At 68.0% G+C, this 16,675-nt stretch carries 16 protein-coding genes and 2 pseudogenes; 8 read left to right on the top strand and 10 right to left on the bottom strand.

Features of this window, described 5'->3' with window-relative positions; translation table 11 throughout:
* Positions 1–339: 339 nt before the first annotated feature.
* A complete protein-coding gene (locus FRANEAN1_RS31575; RefSeq protein ID WP_157472863.1) occupies positions 340–870 on the top strand; it encodes a hypothetical protein in 531 nt (176 codons plus the stop codon).
* Between the two features lie 261 nt (positions 871–1,131).
* Complete coding sequence (locus FRANEAN1_RS31570; protein WP_020463757.1) at positions 1,132–1,452, top strand: transposase; 321 nt, start codon at positions 1,132–1,134, stop codon at positions 1,450–1,452.
* Here the strand turns inward: FRANEAN1_RS31570 and FRANEAN1_RS31565 are convergent.
* Both FRANEAN1_RS31565 and FRANEAN1_RS31560 read right to left on the bottom strand, forming a co-directional pair.
* A complete protein-coding gene (locus tag FRANEAN1_RS31565) occupies positions 1,427–1,870 on the bottom strand; it encodes a GNAT family protein (protein WP_083788582.1) in 444 nt (147 codons plus the stop codon). The two genes, FRANEAN1_RS31570 and FRANEAN1_RS31565, sit on opposite strands and share 26 nt — an antisense overlap.
* Positions 1,761–2,885, bottom strand: a complete 1,125-nt coding sequence (locus FRANEAN1_RS31560) for a GNAT family N-acetyltransferase (RefSeq protein WP_020463756.1) — start codon at positions 2,883–2,885, stop codon at positions 1,761–1,763. Before FRANEAN1_RS31560 ends, FRANEAN1_RS31565 begins: the two co-directional genes overlap by 110 nt.
* A 34-nt stretch (positions 2,886–2,919) precedes the next feature.
* Between FRANEAN1_RS31560 and FRANEAN1_RS31555 the strand changes: the two genes are divergently transcribed.
* Together FRANEAN1_RS31555 and FRANEAN1_RS31550 are read left to right on the top strand one after the other, a co-directional pair.
* Complete coding sequence (locus tag FRANEAN1_RS31555; RefSeq protein WP_347176705.1) at positions 2,920–3,516, top strand: winged helix-turn-helix domain-containing protein; 597 nt, start codon at positions 2,920–2,922, stop codon at positions 3,514–3,516.
* On the top strand, positions 3,441–4,061 hold the full coding sequence (locus tag FRANEAN1_RS31550; RefSeq protein ID WP_012157514.1) for a transposase: 621 nt from the start codon (positions 3,441–3,443) through the stop codon (positions 4,059–4,061). Before FRANEAN1_RS31555 ends, FRANEAN1_RS31550 begins: the two co-directional genes overlap by 76 nt.
* 170 nt (positions 4,062–4,231) lie before the next feature.
* Here FRANEAN1_RS31550 and FRANEAN1_RS31545 read toward each other — a convergent pair whose 3' ends face one another.
* Together FRANEAN1_RS31545 and FRANEAN1_RS31540 are read right to left on the bottom strand one after the other, a co-directional pair.
* Positions 4,232–4,867 carry a hypothetical protein gene (locus FRANEAN1_RS31545; protein ID WP_020463755.1) on the bottom strand — a complete coding sequence of 212 codons (636 nt, stop codon included), beginning with the start codon at positions 4,865–4,867 and terminating at the stop codon, positions 4,232–4,234.
* A 149-nt stretch (positions 4,868–5,016) separates the two neighbouring features.
* Positions 5,017–6,531 carry an FAD-dependent monooxygenase gene (locus FRANEAN1_RS31540; RefSeq protein ID WP_020463754.1) on the bottom strand — a complete coding sequence of 505 codons (1,515 nt, stop codon included), beginning with the start codon at positions 6,529–6,531 and terminating at the stop codon, positions 5,017–5,019.
* A gap of 57 nt (positions 6,532–6,588) precedes the next feature.
* Here FRANEAN1_RS31540 and FRANEAN1_RS31535 point away from each other — a divergent pair, with 57 nt between their 5' ends.
* Both FRANEAN1_RS31535 and FRANEAN1_RS31530 read left to right on the top strand, forming a co-directional pair.
* Positions 6,589–7,197 carry a TetR family transcriptional regulator gene (locus tag FRANEAN1_RS31535; protein ID WP_020463753.1) on the top strand — a complete coding sequence of 203 codons (609 nt, stop codon included), beginning with the start codon at positions 6,589–6,591 and terminating at the stop codon, positions 7,195–7,197.
* A 452-nt stretch (positions 7,198–7,649) separates the two neighbouring features.
* The gene (locus FRANEAN1_RS31530; RefSeq protein ID WP_020463752.1) at positions 7,650–8,543 is read left to right on the top strand and encodes a pentapeptide repeat-containing protein; all 894 of its coding nucleotides are present in this window, start codon (positions 7,650–7,652) and stop codon (positions 8,541–8,543) included.
* 1,042 nt (positions 8,544–9,585) lie between these two features.
* On the opposite strand, the gene FRANEAN1_RS31525 is transcribed toward FRANEAN1_RS31530, so the two are convergent.
* From FRANEAN1_RS31525 to FRANEAN1_RS44250, 4 genes are all read right to left on the bottom strand, one after another.
* On the bottom strand, positions 9,586–10,020 hold the full coding sequence (locus FRANEAN1_RS31525; RefSeq protein WP_020463751.1) for a tetratricopeptide repeat protein: 435 nt from the start codon (positions 10,018–10,020) through the stop codon (positions 9,586–9,588).
* Positions 10,021–10,418: 398 nt separating this feature from the next.
* Positions 10,419–11,642, bottom strand: coding sequence for an IS4 family transposase (locus tag FRANEAN1_RS31520; protein ID WP_041253905.1), 1,224 nt, complete (start codon positions 11,640–11,642; stop codon positions 10,419–10,421).
* 107 nt (positions 11,643–11,749) lie between these two features.
* Positions 11,750–12,697, bottom strand: coding sequence for an ATP-binding protein (locus tag FRANEAN1_RS37560; RefSeq protein WP_049795800.1), 948 nt, complete (start codon positions 12,695–12,697; stop codon positions 11,750–11,752).
* Positions 12,684–12,944: a hypothetical protein gene (locus FRANEAN1_RS44250; protein WP_049795799.1), complete on the bottom strand. Its 261-nt coding sequence runs from the start codon at positions 12,942–12,944 to the stop codon at positions 12,684–12,686. The genes FRANEAN1_RS37560 and FRANEAN1_RS44250 overlap by 14 nt, the downstream gene beginning before the upstream one ends.
* Between FRANEAN1_RS44250 and FRANEAN1_RS39850 the strand changes: the two are divergent.
* Together FRANEAN1_RS39850 and FRANEAN1_RS31510 are read left to right on the top strand one after the other, a co-directional pair.
* Positions 12,825–13,298: pseudogene (locus tag FRANEAN1_RS39850) on the top strand (transposase); the annotation flags it as partial. The gene FRANEAN1_RS44250 and the pseudogene FRANEAN1_RS39850 overlap by 120 nt on opposite strands.
* Before the next feature lie 211 nt (positions 13,299–13,509).
* Positions 13,510–14,520, top strand: a complete 1,011-nt coding sequence (locus tag FRANEAN1_RS31510) for a trypsin-like peptidase domain-containing protein (protein WP_347176825.1) — start codon at positions 13,510–13,512, stop codon at positions 14,518–14,520.
* Between the two features lie 283 nt (positions 14,521–14,803).
* On the opposite strand, the gene FRANEAN1_RS31505 is transcribed toward FRANEAN1_RS31510, so the two are convergent.
* Together FRANEAN1_RS31505 and FRANEAN1_RS31500 are read right to left on the bottom strand one after the other, a co-directional pair.
* Positions 14,804–16,270 carry a hypothetical protein gene (locus FRANEAN1_RS31505; RefSeq protein WP_020463748.1) on the bottom strand — a complete coding sequence of 489 codons (1,467 nt, stop codon included), beginning with the start codon at positions 16,268–16,270 and terminating at the stop codon, positions 14,804–14,806.
* A gap of 138 nt (positions 16,271–16,408) precedes the next feature.
* Positions 16,409–16,573 (bottom strand): annotated as a pseudogene (locus FRANEAN1_RS31500) (VOC family protein); the annotation flags it as partial.
* Positions 16,574–16,675 lie beyond the last annotated feature (102 nt).

Below are 16,675 nucleotides of genomic sequence, written 5' to 3'. Positions count from 1 at the left end.
CTGACTTCGCTGGATGTAACAGACCTCGCCGGCCAAGGCCGATGAGCCTGATCGGCACCGCATCGTGGGGCCGTCAGGTAATCCGTCAGGTGGTGTCGCCGTCGAGGACTCCGCTGAAGCCACCCGGATGGGCTCGCCCGAGTCGATCAAGCACGCCTCTAGTCAATGCGCAGCGGAGCGATTACTCTCCGTAACCGAAGGTGTCGGGGGGAGGAAGATCCCCGGGGCTCGGGGCGGGCTGTGTCGTTTGCGTGGAAGCACGGTTCTCCACGGAAATTGGCCCGAGTTCGGATCGCTCGAAATCGGTCGGTGATTCGATTTCGGTTCTTGTTGACCGAAATGTCCTCCCTGCTGACGATATTCGGCCAGTTTCCGTTAGAGATGGGAGTTGTAGGGATGTCTGTAAGGAGAAGGGCCGCAGTTGTTGCTCTGTCCACGACGGCGGCTTTGGTTGTCGCCGCAGGGCCCGCGGCCACGAGCGCGTTGGCCTTCGATGGTCACGATGGCCCGAAGGGCAAGCACGCCGCCGAGCGCGTCACCAAGGGGCACTGGAGCAAGATCCGCTGGGAGAAGGAGAGCTGGGAGAAGGAGAGCTGGGAGAAGGCGCGCTGGGAGAAGAAGGACTGGGACGGCAAGGACCACAAGAAGGGTTGGGACGGCAAGGACCACAAGAAGGGTTGGGACGGCAAGGACCACAAGAAGGGTTGGGACGGCAAGGACCACAAGAAGGGTTGGGACGGCAAGGACCACAAGAAGGGTTGGGACGGCAAGGACCACAAGAAGGGCTGGGACGACAAGGACCACAAGAAGGGATGGGACGACAAGGACCAGAAGAAGGACAAGGGCGGCTGGGACTGGGACTGGGCGTGAGATGACGGCAGGGGCGCGGACGGTGCGACCCTGAGGTACGACGAAGCCGTCAAGGACAATTTATAGCGGCGTCGGTGGGGGCGCCCGGAGCGGATTCCGATCGGTGACGTCCGTCCAAGTCCTCACCTCGGCCGGCGCGGGTGCCGGACACCGAGGATCTGCGGTGTCCGGCACCCGCGTCCCATGGCCACCCCGCGCGGGTGGCGGGAATGCGGCGCTCCGAGACAGTGAAGCCCATACCAGGCCGGGCAGCACCCGGCGGTGCAGCGGCTGCAGTTCTTCCTGTCCGAGTCGGTGTGGGATCCCGAGAAGGTCAACACCCGGCGGTTGGAGCTGCTGCGGGCTGATCCGGCCACCGCCCCGCACCTGGGCGGGGTGCTGGTCGTCGACGACTCCGGGGACCGCAAGGACGGCACGGCCACCGCCCATGTGGGCCGTCAGTGGCTGGGCCGGTACGGCAAGACCGACAGCGCCGTGGTCACGGTGCTCCGCCGCTGTCCTGAGGATCTGTGCGCCCTGATGTACGACGACTACTGCCTGCCCCCGTCCTCGGGGATCAGGCTCGCTTCTCCATGTCGATGAACTCCACGGCTCCGTAGCGCTCGAACGTGCGCACGTGCCGGCCGGTCTCGGTGAAGCCGACGCGCTGGTAGACGCGGATCGCGCGCACGTTGAACGCGGCGACGGCGAGCACGACCCGACGCGGGGCGTAGACCTCGCGGGCGAACGCTAGGCCGGCACGCACGAACTGTTCCCCGAGCCCACGGCCGGTACGGTCGGGCCGTAGGCCGAGCCCGTAGACGAGCACCTCGCCCTGCGGCTCGAACTCGTAGAAGCCCACCAACCTGCCGTCGTCGTCGTTGGCCAGACGCGTGCGAGGCCGAGGCGATTCAGTACCGGTCCAGCGCGTGCGCGTAGGGCATCGGCAGCGTCGCGGTGCTGCCGCCCGGAAACCACGCCGAGCATGTTCGCCGGTGGCGTGCTGGGATGGTCGCCGCAGGTGTCGACGCGTCAGCGGCCGAGGAGTATCCGAGGAGCAGGCGGACCAGGAGCCCGTTGTCGGGGATGAGCTCGCCGCGTGCCAGTTCGTCCATCGCGGCGTCGGCGGCATCGCGGTCCCGGCGTCGAAGTTCCGGTTCGAGCGTGGCCAGCAGCTCGGATCGGTTCAGGATCGCGGCCATCATCCCGCCGGTCGGCGGGAACTCCTGCTTGTACCCACAGCCCAGGTGCCGCGCGAGCCGCCCGACGACGCCGTCCAACGGCTCCCGCACCCGAAACTCGCTGACCCGCAACTCCCATGCGGACCTGGCAATGTCGGCGAGCAGGCACCGGGCAATGCCCGTGTCGCGGGCCGCCATCTCCTGGACAGTCAGCCCGAAGTAACTATCGCCGAACGACCGGCCCGCCACGATCGCGTATCCCGCGAGCGTCCCCCCGGCCTCCACGACGAGGATCTCCGAGCCCGCTCGCCATGTCGTCTGGGGTACCAGACGGTTCCAGTCCGCGGGGCGTTCGTGCGTCCACGGCCGGTGGGCGTGCGTCGAGTTGTAGAGATCCACCATGGCCGGTAGGTCCTCGGCCGAGCCGGGTCGGACGCGTACAGCGGCCAGCATGGCGGCGGCAGCGGCGCGTTCGATGTCGCGAACGTGAATGTCCAGGTGGCCCTCGGCAACGGACATGACGAAGCCGAACTTCTCGTACACGCCCTGGATGCCGTCGGAAACCGTGGCGACGTTCACCCGCCGTGACATGCCGTCCAGCGCCTGGCGGAGAAGCCGGCTCATGTGGCCACGCCGGCGGAAGGAGGGCTGGACCTCGACCCCGCCGATGCCCTCGGCGTCGACGGCCACGGCACCGAACCGCCACCGGAAGGAATGCACCTCCAGCTCGCCGACGGGCGTGTCCTCGTCTGCCACGAGCCGGCAGTAACGCATGGACCGGTTACCCGCACCCGACTCGATCGTCTCCGTGTAGCGAAGACCGGGCTCCAGCACAACGTCGACCACCGGATCCATGTCCCGAATTCTTCCCCCCGGCTACTGATGGTTAATGCACGGGGTTAATGCTGCTGGTGATGGCTTGTGGTGTGTGGGTACATCTATCGGCATGAGGTATGCGACGGGTGGCGGGTTGACGCCCGCCGGGCAGGTGGAACGGGAGCGGGTTCGGTTGGCCGCGGCGGACAGGTTCGCTGCGGGAGCGACACGGACGGAGGTGGCGCGGGAATTCAAGGTGACCCCGAAAACAGCGGGCTGCTGGTATCGGGCATGGGAATCGGGGGGTGCGGCGGCGTTGCGGTCGACCGGTCCGGTGTCCTCGTGCCGGTTGGATGATCGGGATCTGGCCCGGTTGGAGGCGATCTTGCGTCGGGGGCCGGGGGTGTATGGCTGGACCGATCAGCGGTGGACCCTGGCCCGGGTCGCGCAGGTGATCAGGCGGGAGTTCGGGATCACCTACACCGTGCCGGGGGTGTGGATGCTGCTGGACCGCAACGGCTGGTCGTGCCAGCTGCCGGTGCGGCGCGCGGTCGAACGTGATGACACTGTGGTCGAGGAGTGGAAGGACCGGGGATGGCCGGCGGTAAAACCACCGCGGCGGCCCGGGGTGCCTGGGTCTGTTTCCTCGACGAGACAGGGCAGGGCCTGAGGCCGCCACGTGGACGGACGTGGGCGCGCCGCGGGGTGACCCCGGTGGTGCGGGTGCCGGGGCGGGGTGGGGCCGGGCGGGTGAGTGTGGTCGGGATGGTCTGCTACAAACCCGGGCAGCGGGCCCGGCTGGTCTACCGGGTCCGGGTCAGTCACGGCCGTTCGGGTGAGCGCAAGGGGCTGTGCTGGGCGGATTGTCGGGATCTTCTGCTGGCCGCGCACGTGCAGCTTCCCGGGGGTCGGCTGGTGGTGGTGTGGGACCGGTTGAACATCCACCTCCAGGCGCAGATGGCCGCGTTTCTGGCCGCGCACACCGGCTGGATCAGTGTTGTGTGGCTGCCGGCCTATGCGCCCGATCTGAATCCCACGGAGGGTGCCTGGTCGTATCTGAAACGCACAACCCTGGTGCATCTGGCTGCCCGTGGTATCGACGAGGTATTTCAGGCGTTCAAGCATGGACTGAAACGTATGCAGTACCGGCCCGAGCTTCTCGTCGGGTTCCTTGCCGAAACCGGACTGGCCTGGGAAAATCTCCGATCAAAATAACCTCGCACATTAATCATCAGTAGATCGGGTTGTCCAACTATCCCGCCCGCCGGCCATCTACTGGCCAGCTGTCACGGACAGTAGCCATCAAGGCGTGATCCCTACAGTCGGGCGGGTTTCGTGCACCGTGGCTGGCACTCGATGCCCGCGTGCCAGCCATGTCAGGTCCGTCAGGTCGAGGAGGGTACACGTCGGCGGAGCAGGCCGACCCCGACGGCCAGCCACAGGAACGCGAACAGCCAGGGCGGCACGGCCCGGGTCGCGACATCCAACGCCAGGAACAGTGCGCCAAGCACGGCTACGACCAGGCCGGTGCGGCGGAGCAGTCCACTGGTACGCAGCGCGAGACCGGTCAGGACGGTAGCCACGGCCGCGGCCCATGCGCTGACGTAACTCGCGGCGAGCGACCAGGTGTAGGCGTTGTTATCACCCAGGTGCGCCTCGGTGAATCCGATCGCGGCCAGCCGGAGAACGAGCACCGCTGCCACTGCTACCACGGACACCATGACCGCGATCTGCGAGGCCGTAGCCAGCGCCGCGGCCTGCGCTCGCAGGATCTGATTCAGCCGGGCGAGCCCGGCCGAGATCACGATCACCACCACGGCGTACAGCACCCATTGCACCGTCCACCCGATCCGGATCGTGTCCATCTGCCCGTGGGTGAGGTCGGCGGCCTGATCTACCCCGGAGCCCGACATGGTCGTCACGACTGCCGCGACCCACACGAGCGACATGACTGGCGACAGTGCCAGCAACCAGCCGGTCCGGTTCAGCCGGGGCGGCGTTTCAATCTCTGCGAGTAGCACGATTGTCTCCCTTGGTTGTCTGCCGTGCGCGGTTCACGCTGATGGCGTGGCATCCCTGATCGGTTCCTCCGGCGCCTGGCCTGGCCGTTCCCCGGCCACGTCGCCGACGTCTGCGGAAAGTCCGTCGTCTGGCTGGTGGTGCGCCGGGGTCAGCTTCCGGTGCTGGTGGTCAGGGCGGTCTGGATGTCCGTCACCGGATCGGTGGATGAGGTCCGGCTGCGCCACGCGACATGCCCGTCGGGGCGAACGAGGACCGCCCCGTCGGGGGCGACGCCGTACAGGCTCGGCCAGTTCGGTTCTGCGATGACGTGGCTGTCGACGAGTGCCCCGGTGGCGTGGGCGGCGGCGTCGCGCCAGGCGTGGCCGGGTTCGGCGGTCAGCAGGACGAAGCGCTGGTCGAACAGGTCGATGGTGGACGTGCCGTCGGCCAGCCACAGATGGGGCGCCCGGCAGCCGGGTGTAGCGGTCGGCTGGTAGCCGGCGCCAGGCGGGTCGGCGTCGGGGCTGCCGTCGTCGACGACGACCGGTGACGTGTAGTGGTAGCCCATATCGATCTGGGCAAGGCTGCGTCCGCTGAACGGCGCGGCGTTCCCGTTGAAGATCCGCGTCCATGCGGCGCCGGTCTCGTCGGCGGTGCGCTGCCCGACCGGTTCTCGTTCGGCGGCGTAACTGTCCAGCAGCTTCTGGCCGCTGTGGCCGTGGGCGACGGCGGCGATCTTCCAGGCGAGGTTGTGCACGTCGTGCATCGCCGCGCTGACCCCGGTCGCGCCGGCGGGCGGGAAGCGATGGGCGGCGTCGCCGGCCAGGAACACAGGGCCTTGCGCGTACTGGGCGGCCGACTGCGCCGCGGCCGTCCAGGGGCTGGTGGCCAGCACCTGCACGGTCAGATCGGCAAGGCCGAGGATCCGCCGGACGATGGCGGCGGGATCATCGTCGGCGGCGATGGGGCCGGGTTGGCTGATCACCCAGCGGTCGTCGTGGTGGGTCCAGATCAGCGCTGCGCCGGTGGCGGTGAGGAAGTAGATCCCTCGGGGACGCGAACCGGTCAATGCGCTCAGGTCGGCCCGGAAGGCGATCATCGTCTGCTGGCCGAGGTCGTCCGGGCCGTTCATGCCGATCCGCAGGTGCCGGCGTATGTCGCTGCGGGCACCATCGGCGGCGATCATCCACCGGGCCCGCACCTCGACGCGGTGTCCGGACGCCCGTTCGACCACGGTGGCCAGGACACCGTCACCGGCGGTGTGGAACGAGTCCAGCAGCGTGCCCGGTCGCAGCTGCGCGTGTGCGTAGCTGTGGGCGTGGTCTCGCAGGACCGCCTCGAACACGTCCTGCGAGACCGACAGTCCCTCGCATGGGCTCACAGTGGTGGGACCGGCCGACGGTACGTCCTCGCGCAGCGGCGGGCTGGTCAGATCGGCTCGCCATTCCGCGCCTGGGGTGATCGGTAGCTCCACCTTGCGCAGATCCGGTTCGACGCCGCAGACGCGCAGGATCTCCATCGCCCGTGAGTGCACGCCACGGGCGCGGGGCAGCGGTGACGCGTCGAGGCGCTTGTCGATCAGCAGGGAGCCTAGGCCGTGGCGGGACAGCAGCAGGGATGCGGTCAGCCCGGCCGGGCCGCCGCCGACGATCAGCACGGGTGTCTCGACCACCTCAGATGCCATAGCGACGCTCCCTTCGTCATAGCGACACTATGATTCTTAGAGTGATACTGTCCGCCGGTGGCTGTCAAGAGGGAAGGGCCGACCCACCGGCAGCGTCAGGCGATGGCGACCAAGGCCCAGATCGCCTCGGCCGCTCGTGCCCTGTTCGCCGCCCAGGGTTACGTCGGCACCACGATCGCCGCGATCGCGGAAGCCGCCGACATCCCGGCGCAGACGATCTACTCGGCGTTCGGCGGCAAGGCCGCCATCCTGCGGGCCATCGCCTGGGGAGTCGCCGGCACCCTGGACATCGACCGCGCCCACGAAGAGGCTCTCGCCCAGCCGGACCCGCGCGATGGCCTGCGGATGGCGGCGAACATCCAACGCCGGCAGTTCGAGCAGATGTACGACGTCATCGCCATCTACCAGGAAGCCGCCCGCACCGAGCCAGACATCGCCCGCGACAGCGAGACCATCGCCGTCAACCGCGAACGCGCCTTCCGCCGCCACATCGAAACCATCGCCACCCACCTACCCGCAGGCGTGAGCGTCGACGACGGCATCACCATCTACCTCGCGCTCGTCCTGCCCGAGATCTACCGCACCCTCGCCATCGAACATGGCTGGACCGCCGAGCGGTACGAACACTGGCTCGCCGACGCCCTGATCACACAGCTGCTGTCCTAGAAACCCCGGCCACGATCGGCGCGAGCATCGGCCGCGAGATCCCGGACACCAGACCTTCCCGCTCGTCTACCAGGGCGAGACGCCCGGCCGGCTGGTGGTCCGCGGCGAACGGCTGCCCGCCGCCTGCTCGCTGACCTCGCCGACCACTGCGGCGCTGCCGTCTACGCCGCTCGGGAGTCGGCGCGCGCCCGGCAGTTGGCCACCGCTTGGCCGGAGGGGAACCCCAGGCAGCTCAACCAGCAGGGACGAGGCCGGCTGTTGGACCCAGGAGGTCGGCCGAATCGTGCGCCGCCACCGGCCGACGTACCCAGGACTGGCGCGACGAGGTCGGCGGGCCGCTCGTTCCGCTGAACACCACATCAGCGAAGACCACCCGGACAAAACAAGTCGCGTCCCGGACAGCGGAGCAAGACGGTACATTTGCCGCGGCAGTCTCAGCCGAGGGGGTTTCCATGGGGCTGGTCGATCGAAGATCAATCAATGTGCTGACGATTGCCCTCGTTGCCCTCGTAGCTGTAGGCGGCGCGCTCACGGTGTGTGTTGTCTTTGGTCCCGCCTGGATCGTGGATCGCCGCAACGTCTCCGGGGCGGCTCTGACACAAGCGGAGCGGTTGGGAGCTGAGAACGATGTCCGTTCCACGCTGCTCCAGGGACTCGGCGGACTAGTCGCTCTCGTCGGTGTGTTCCTCGGTGCGGCGATTACCTTGCGCCAGGTCCGTGTCAGCCGCGAAGGTCAGACAATCGATCTTTTTGTCAAAGCGATCGATCAGCTGGCAAGCGACGTGCTATCCGTCCGGTTCGGTGGAATCTACGCGCTGGAACTCCTGTCCGACCTTGACTCGCGCTACCGAGGGCAGGTCCACGCACTGCTTACCTCCTTCGTGCGCCAGAACGCGCCTTGGCCGCCACACCGCCCGGAATCGGACGTTGGGCCGGATCGAAGCCGGTACCATGGCAGCGTAGCCGATGATGTTGGAGCGGCCCTTGCCGCACTCCAGCGAGGCTCGATGATCCTCGATGATGCCTGGTCGGAGTTGGAACGGGTCGATCTACGCGACGCCGAGTTGGACGCGTTCGACATGCCGCGCGTGTGTTTCGCCCACTCCAACCTTGCGGGTGCCAGCATGATTGCCGCCAAGCTGGCTGGCGCCACCCTTTCCGATGCGATTCTACGTAGCACCGACCTCAGCCGAGCCGACCTTCGAGGAGCCGACCTCTCCCGAGCCGACCTTAGCGGCGCCAAGCTTCTCGGAGCCGACCTTTCCGGTGCCGAATTGGACGCCACCCGCCTAGATGGCGTGATTACCGACGGCGAAACTAAATGGCCCAGAGATTTTACGCCTTAGGCTTCAATCTTTCGCGCATCCGGTATGCGTGATCGTGAGTCGTCCTCCTCGCATTGTTGATGTTGAATTGTCGGGTCCGTCCGGTGTCGAGTGTGGCCGGCTGCCCCGTCGGCGCGTGGGGGTGGGCGGCTCGGTCTAGTGGAAGCCGGCGCAAATCCGGCACGGTCGCGCCACTGTGACCAGGGTTCGGGCGATGCCGCCCGGTGCCCGGCGGCCGACACTGGCGGCAGGCAGAGCCAAGATCAGGTGGAGGGATGGTCGAACCCCCAACTGGGTAATCTTCGATTTGGGTGGGTATCTACCGGGGAAACGCCGGAAGGCGCAGGTTCTCGCTGCTGTGGGTGCGGATACGAAGCCTGTGCTGCCTGCCTGACGTGCGCTCGGCATGGCACGTCAAGCATCCCCAACCACCGTGGTCGTTGTCACTACGGGTCGCATCGAAATTCTTACTTGACGTGTCTGGTGGTTGAGCGGGGAGATCGCGATTGCAGCATCGGGTTCGAGTCCCCTTGTCGGCTGCCCGTGTTCACTGAACTCGCCGCCGCTGTCTGACCCTTGGTCACCGAGGGTGCTGGCATGTCTCGCTTCTCGGCAACAGTGCCGGCCGGCGGTGTCTTCCGGGGCGCTGGGGTGCGATCGGTGACCTCGGCTGGATTGGTCTGGGAGTGAATCAGAGCCCCGCGCCGTGTTATCGGCTGCGGGGCTCTGACCTGCCTCAACCAGGCGTGCGCGTGGGGGAGTCGAACCCCGACTGCCGATCGGCCTTGCGGCGGATCTTTGGTGGACGTCCATGCACGTCCGCTGGGCGCTGCTGCTCTTCGGCGATGGTATCCGACCCTGTGTCGTCTACCCGGCTCCGGGGGCTTGTCCCACCTGGCAGCGGCTCTCGGTGGCGGGCGCGGGCTCATGTGCCAGGCCAGCTCGGTCCAGGTCGCAGCCCCATCCCTCGCGGGCGTGTTCTTCCTCGACGAGACTCCAGAGAGCGCCCGTGTACCGCTCTGCGGCGGTCTGATGGGTACTGCTGGTCCGGCCGCTGCTGCTTTTAGCCGTCGCGTGCGGCTCGGGCAGCAGTGAGGTTTCGTCGGGAGAGCTCGGTATGAGGGTGGTCGGGTCCGAGGACGCGCACCATGTCGGTGAGGTTTTGCTGGTGCAGGGTGATGGCCTCGTCGAGGCGTCTCGCCGCCTGGTAAGCGAGGCCGAGGTTGTTGCGGCTGGTCATGGTGTCGGGGTGGTCGGGTCCGAGGTGGGATTCGTCGAGGGCCAGTGCGCGAGTGAGGTAGGGGATGGCAATGTCAGGCTGTCCGTGCTGGTCGAGGTAGGTACCGGTGAGGTCGCACAGCCAGGACACCGCTTGGGGGACGTCGTCATCCCATCGATCGTGGTCGGGGTGGTTGTCGAGGATGGTGCGGAGGTGGGGGAGCAGCGTTCGCCAGCGGGGCCAGTTCTCCGGGTGGCCGTCGATGTCAGCCCAGGCCAAGGGGTCACCGGTAGCGTCGTGGAGCGGGCTGGCGGGTAGTTCCTCGACGTTGTCGCTGATGAGGTCGAGGGGGATGGCTTCAGGGGCACACAGGGCGCACAGTTCCAGAAGGTTGACTGCGGCGGGCTGGTCGGTGCGGAGCCGGGTCAGGGACCAATGCCGTGAAGCTTAGTTTGATCTTTCCGGGATCTGGTCAGGCCGCGCGCGGGGCGAGTGGGTGGAGCCGGATCGTGGCGGGGCCCGGGTGGCGGACCGAGGCGGGTTCGTCGGGTCTCTTGACGCGGTAGCTGTTGTGCCGGGCCCGTTTGACGACCCGGGGGCAGGTGCGGTGGCGTCGTGGCGGGTTGAGCCCGCGGGTGATCTCGGTGTGGAACCTGGGTAGCCGGGCGTTCCAGTCCTCAGGGGGAAATGTCCGCCGTTCCGGTGGCGGAACGGCGGACCAGGCGCAGTGTCCGGGCGAAACCGACCCGGTCGGGGTCGATCTCGGCGGCCTCCGCGGCGCCGGCGATCAGGGCGGTGAGCGCGTACTGGACGATCAGCCAGGCCCACATCTCCTGGACCGCCAGGTCCGGCAGCCGGGAGCGCAGGACTCTCCCGGGGCCGCGTAGATGGGTCTTGAGCTGGTCGTTCGCGGTTTCCTCCTCCCAGCGCTCGTTGTATCCGGCGGCGACCTCGTCGGCACGGGCCTGACGCGGGTCGAGGATCGTGGTCAGCACGACGACCAGTTCGCCGGTACCGTTACCGGCCCGGTCGGGGATGTCGTACTCGACGACCCGGGCCAGGTGCGCCTCGTCCGGATCAAGCTCGTCGCCGGCCTTCGCGGCGGCGAGCAGCCGCTCGCGGCGCCGACCTCCCGTGATCTCCGGGTTGATCAGGACGGTGAGGAACGTGCCATCGGACAGGACCCGCACGACCGGCAGGTTCAGCCCGGTCGGGGCCCGCCAGATCAGGTCGGCGCCGGTGCCCGCGGCCAGCGCCCAGTTGTCGAACGAGTAGAACCCACGGTCGGCGGTCAGCACCTCGTCGCGGTTCAGCCGCATCAGCAGCCCGCGGGCCAGCGTCCTCTCCCCAGCCGCCCAGCCACCGACCTCGGCGGCCCGGAACGCGTGCGTCCCGCACTCCGCCAACGCGACGACCCGGATCTTCGGGAACGCCGACCGCTTCTCCCCGGTGCCGGCGTAGCCGAACTCGGCCGCGTTCTCCTCGGTGTCGGGCACGTCGACGTCAAACCCGTCGATCGCGAGCAACAACCGGCCCCGCAGCCACGCGCCACGCGTCGACAGTGTCGCGACCTGGCCCGCGACCCGCTCGAACACCTCGGCCATCACCATCCGGCCCAGCCGCTTACGCGCCTGGGTGATCCCGCTCGCGCTCGGCGGCGCCCACGCCGCGTCCCAGCAGCCGAACCGGTCCAGCGACCCGGTCACCTTCTGGGCGACCTCGGCGTAGTCGTCGTCCGGAAACAGGGACATCGCCAACGTCAGGTACGCCGTCACATGCGGTGGGAGCTTCCCGCCCGCCCGCCGCGCACCCACCCCACAGGCCGCGACGGCCTCGTCGACCGCGTCACGCGGCACCGCCGTCACCAGCACCCCGACCGACACCTGGTCCGGGGTCACCATCGAAGCCACGAACCGTGACCAAACCACCCAGCGGCACCGAGGCCACGCCGCCACGCCGTACCAACCCGCCAACCACGAACAGCGAACATCAACCATTCAAGATCGAATTAAGCTTCACGGCATTGGGTCAGGGACAGGTTCCACAGGTTGGCGGTGGTGATGTCGGGCCGGTCGGCGACCCACCCGCGGTGCAGCATCTCCCCGAGCCGCCCGCGGAGTAGCTCGACGTAGTCGTCGGAGGGCATGCCGGTTTGGGTGAGGTAGCCGGCGGCTTGTTCCACGGCTAGGGGCAGGTCTCCGAGAAGTTCCGCGATCTGCCCGGCCGTCCCGGTGTCGATGGCGGGTACCCGCCGGGTGAGCAGGTCGACCGCGTCTCGTCGGGGAAGTTCGGGTACGGCGAGCTGTGGACCGAAAGCGTCGAGGCCGGTGCGTCGTGAGGTGACGAGTAGCCGGCCGAGGTGATCCGTCGGCCGGAACGGGCTGATGACGTTCCGGTCTTCGATGTTGTCGAGGATGAGCAGCCAACGCAGCCGTTCGCGTCGCAGTACGTTGAGGACGGCGGGCCAGTCCGCGCCGTCGGGCAGGCCGAGTTCCCGGCCGAGGGTGGACACATGCCCCGGGATCAGCTGTGGGTCTTCGGCAGCTATCCACCAGATCAGGTCGTAGCTGTGCGGGTGGCGGTGGGCGTACTCGATCGCGAGGGCGGTTTTCCCGATCCCGCCGAGGCCGTGCAGGGCGCAGACCGCGACCGCGCCCGCGTCGCCGAGCTGCTGGTGAACCTGATCGAGAAGATCGGTACGGCCGACGAAGTGAGCCGGCCGTGGCGGGACGTTCCACACGTCCGGCCGGCCGCCAGGGAACGACGGCCGCACGGGCATCGCCCGCCGATCAGGTGGGAACGGTGGAGCGTGCTGCGGTTTCGCCCGGCCACCGGAGCGAGCGAGCGTCGCCGCGCGGAGCAGTTCCACCCGTGCCTGCCGTTCCGGGTGTGCGAACAGGTCGGTGGATACCAGTTGGGCGAGCAGGCCGGGCCGGTCGCAGTCAGCTACCCGCATCACGAGGAGCGTGTGCCGCCCCGGAGGGATCCGCAGTCCAGGCGGCCTGCCATTCGGCCTGGCCGTAGACCGAGCGGGTGTGGTCGTCGGAGAGGACTGCGATCGTCCGCGCAGCCCGGCGGACCCCGTCGTGCCGGGAACCGAGGCCGCGGCGCTGATCCTGCCCGCTCTCACCCGCTCGCTGCGCTCCGTGCTGGACCAACGTGGCCTGCTCGCCACCCGGATCGAGGAACTCCTGGAATCCCACCCTCTTCCCCTGGTCCTGACCTCCATTCCGGGAATCGGGGTCAGGACCGGCGACACGTATCCACATCGACGTCGGCGACGGCGCGGCTTCTCCCACCGCCGCGCCCTGGCCCTCCTACGCCGGCCTCGCACCGGTCACCAGAAGATCTGGATCGTCCATCCGCGGCGAGTATCCCTCCCGGCGCGGAAACAAACACCTCAAACGTGCTTTCTACCTCGCCGCTTCGCCTCACTGTCCCAGCCGGAATTATGCGCCTACTGCGACCGAAAACGCCGCGAAGGCAAGCACCACCCCGCAGCCCTCGTCTGCCTCGCCCGACGGCGCGTCGACGTCCTGTTCGCCATGCTCCGCGACGGCACCTTCTACGCAACTCCAGCCGCCGTCACCCCGTTACCGTTACCGCATCCCCGCAAACGTCTCGCAGCGGCGCGTTTACGCAAGGAAGCGCGGGTATGGCATGGACATGGGTCATCTCTCAAGGAGCAGGAGATTGCGGCGGTGGCTCGCCCTGCCGGAGACTCCCAGACCGTCGATCCGGCACAGGTCGGAGTTTTCGGCCTGGATCGTGGCCGCTGGCCTGGCGGCTGGCGTCCTGTTCGGGACGGCGGCGTGCGGTACCGCGACCGACGACGCATCCATGTCCCGGGCCGAGACCACGAACTCGCAGCCCGCCGGACTCCCCGCCGTGGTACGCGACGCCGAGTCGTCCGTGGTCACGATCTTCGTCGGAAACGGGCTGGGCAGTGGCGTCGTCTACCGAGCCGACGGCGTCATCGTCACCAACGAGCATGTCGTACGGTCCGCGGCCGACCGCAGGGTCGAGGTGGCCTTCGCCGACGGCCGCCGAGCCCCGGGCCGAGTGCAGGCCGCCGACCGGATCAGCGACATCGCGGTCGTCAAGGTCGATCGGAGCGGCCTGCCCACCCTGACGTTCCGTAGCGAGCTTCCCCAGGTGGGCGAGCTGGCCGTGGCGATCGGTAGCCCGCTTGGGTTCGAGAACAGCGCCACCGCCGGCATCGTCTCCGGGCTGAATCGCACCCTGCCGGCATCCGGCCAGCCCGGCCGCCTAGGCCAGCCGCTGGTCGACCTGATCCAGACCGACGCGGCGATCTCCCCCGGCAACTCCGGTGGGGCGCTCCTGGACGGGCAGGGCCGCGTCCTGGGCATCAACGAGGCCTACGTGCCCCCGTCGGAGGGGGCTGTCTCCCTGGGCTTCGCGATCCCGTCAGCCACCGTTGTCGACGCTGCCGATCAACTGCTGCGCACTGGCGAGGTGCAGCACGCCTTCCTCGGCGTCCAGGTCACCAGCCTCACGCCCGAAGTCGCCCGGCAGCTCGACATCCAGGTCGACAGCGGCGTCCTGGTGCTCTTTGTCGCCGACCAAGGTCCGGCCGACCGTGCCGGTGTCCGGCTCGGCGATGTGATCCGCACCTTCAACGGCGAGCCGGTGAGATCCCCCACCGACTTCCTGGCCCAACTCCGCAGTGTCGACCCCGGCCGGCAGGTGACGCTCGGTATCCGCCGCAACGGCGACGACCTCGAGGTGAAGGCCACCGTCGCAGACCGGCCCGCCTGACCAGGGCCGGAGGAGGGCGGTGTTGCATTGCGAGGATGCGGCGCATGCCAGGACCTCGGGCAGTCTCGGCCAGACGGCCTGGGTGAGCTCGGTGAACGCCGCCGAGAGCCGCAGCTGTGGGTCGGTGTGGGTGGCGAGTTCGTAGTGGCCGCGGCGGATGTTCTGGACTAGAGGGCTTGGGCGGGCGAAGCCGCGAAGGATGAGTCAAGTTCTGTGCACGCGGGTCAGGCTGCGAGTCCGCCGTGCTGGACGAGTTGGTCGACGGCTTTCTCGTAAGCGTCGGCTACTCGTCGAAGTGGTGGCGGGTCGCCGGGATGGGTGTCGGCGAGTTCGGCGAGGCCGGTGCGGAGGAGTCGGTTGTGGACACGGGTGAGGAACAGGGCGTGCCGCTGGCCGGTGCGGGTGGGCTGGTAGCGGTGGGTGCCGGGGATGCGTTCGATGAGGCCGTGCGGGCGTAGTCGGCGCAGGTCGTAAGGAGGCGGAAGACGAGGATCGCGGACAGCAGTGCCTGGGCGCGGGGGTCGGTGAAGCGTAGGCCGGCGACGCGGCGTCCGGTGGTGGTGAGGACGGGATCGGTGACAGTGGTGAGGGCGGCCTGGCCGTCGGTCGGGTCGTGGCTGATGGTCTGGACGTCGAGGAGACGTCGGTTGGCCTGGAAGTCGACCTGCTTGAGGACGCAGGTTGACCAGCGGCTTCCCGATGCGGAAATCGCGGGTGTCGTTGATCGTGGTTTCGGTGCGTAGCGCTCGTCCTTCCTTGTGGTACTGCTTGATCGTGGCGTGTTTGTAGTCGACGTGCAGGCTGGGGGTGACGCCTTCGGTGAGCACGCGGGTGCGGAACCGGCCGGGGTCGGTCGTTTCTTGCCGCGTCGTAGTTCCCGGTCGAAGATGAGGCTGACCTGGTCGGGCCGTCCGAGGTCGAGGTTGTCCCGGATAACCTGTTCGAAGAAGACCCGTCCGGACAGTGGGCGGTCGAGGGTCTGGGTCAGGGAGAACTCGGCTTGCAGGACCGAGACGTCGTAGGTGTAGCCGGCGTCCTGGTCGTCGCCGGTGAACGGGTGCGGCAGGATTTTCAACCACTTGCGCAGCAGCCCGTCGATCTGCTCGGGGCCGAGGGAATCGTAGATCCGCTGGAGCGCGGCCGGGTCGTCGACCGCGGCGAAGGCGTTATCCATCGGGGTGAACCCGATCCCCGATTTCGCGGCCTGCCGCTGCGCCCAGTGGTTGCCGTTCAGGCAGAGCTTGGCGTTGTAGGGGAAGTAGGAGCAGAACTTGAGGAAGAACGGGCCGAAGTCGTCGTCGACGCAGTAGAAGTAGAAGTGGTTGACGACCCCGGTGGTCTTCACGATCCACGGGTAGGTCTTCCCCTCGCTGTCGCGGCGTTTCTCGGTCCGGAACAGCGGGGTCTTCTCCTGCGCCCGGCCGACGAACACCACTCCTTCCGGCTTGGTGAACCGGGACAGATGTTCGTGCATCACGTCGTCCTTCCGCTGGCCCCTGGCGAAGTCGACCAGCGGGATCTCGTGGTCGACGGCGAACCGGCGGACCGCGGTAACGAACCGCTCGGTGATCGACGCCAGCGGTGCTGTCGAGGTGACTCGCATCCCCAGCCGGCGGGACAGGAACCCCATCAGCCCCAGCGGGAACTGCAACTGGGGGATGTAGACGTTGAGGTACATCCGGTCGATGCACTCCACCTTGAACGTCACATGGCGGGCCAGGACGTCGGCGACCGTGCGGGGTAGCGTCATCGTCAGCTCCGGTCCGGGACGGTCCGGCCACCGGCCAACCGCCGCCGTCAGCGCGGCATCACAACGGGTTCATCTTTGTGATCCGTTGGGGCAAGGTGTCCGCGTCGTGGGTGGCCTTGGCGGGATTACATCGGGGCACTACTCGGGTGGAGTCACAGTCGTCAGGCAGAACGGATGACCAGCGGGGTCGAACAGAACTCGCCACCGATCAGGGTCTGGCTGCACCGCTGCGAGCGTGGCGTCCAGACGTTCAGATTCGACTACCGCCGTCTCCAGGTCGTTGACGGCGAGATCCAGATGGATCGTCTTCTTGTCGAACCCGATCAGCGCGATCACGGCATGGTCGTCGGTGGGGAACCAGCAGATGATCCGGACAGCGACGGCCGGGTCGAACGGGTGGGCGAC

The organism is Parafrankia sp. EAN1pec (assembly GCF_000018005.1).
Taxonomy (GTDB): Bacteria; Actinomycetota; Actinomycetes; order Frankiales; family Frankiaceae; genus Parafrankia; species Parafrankia soli.
The sequence above is the reverse complement of the archived record's forward strand: the minus strand, read 5'-3'. Positions and strand labels throughout refer to the sequence as shown.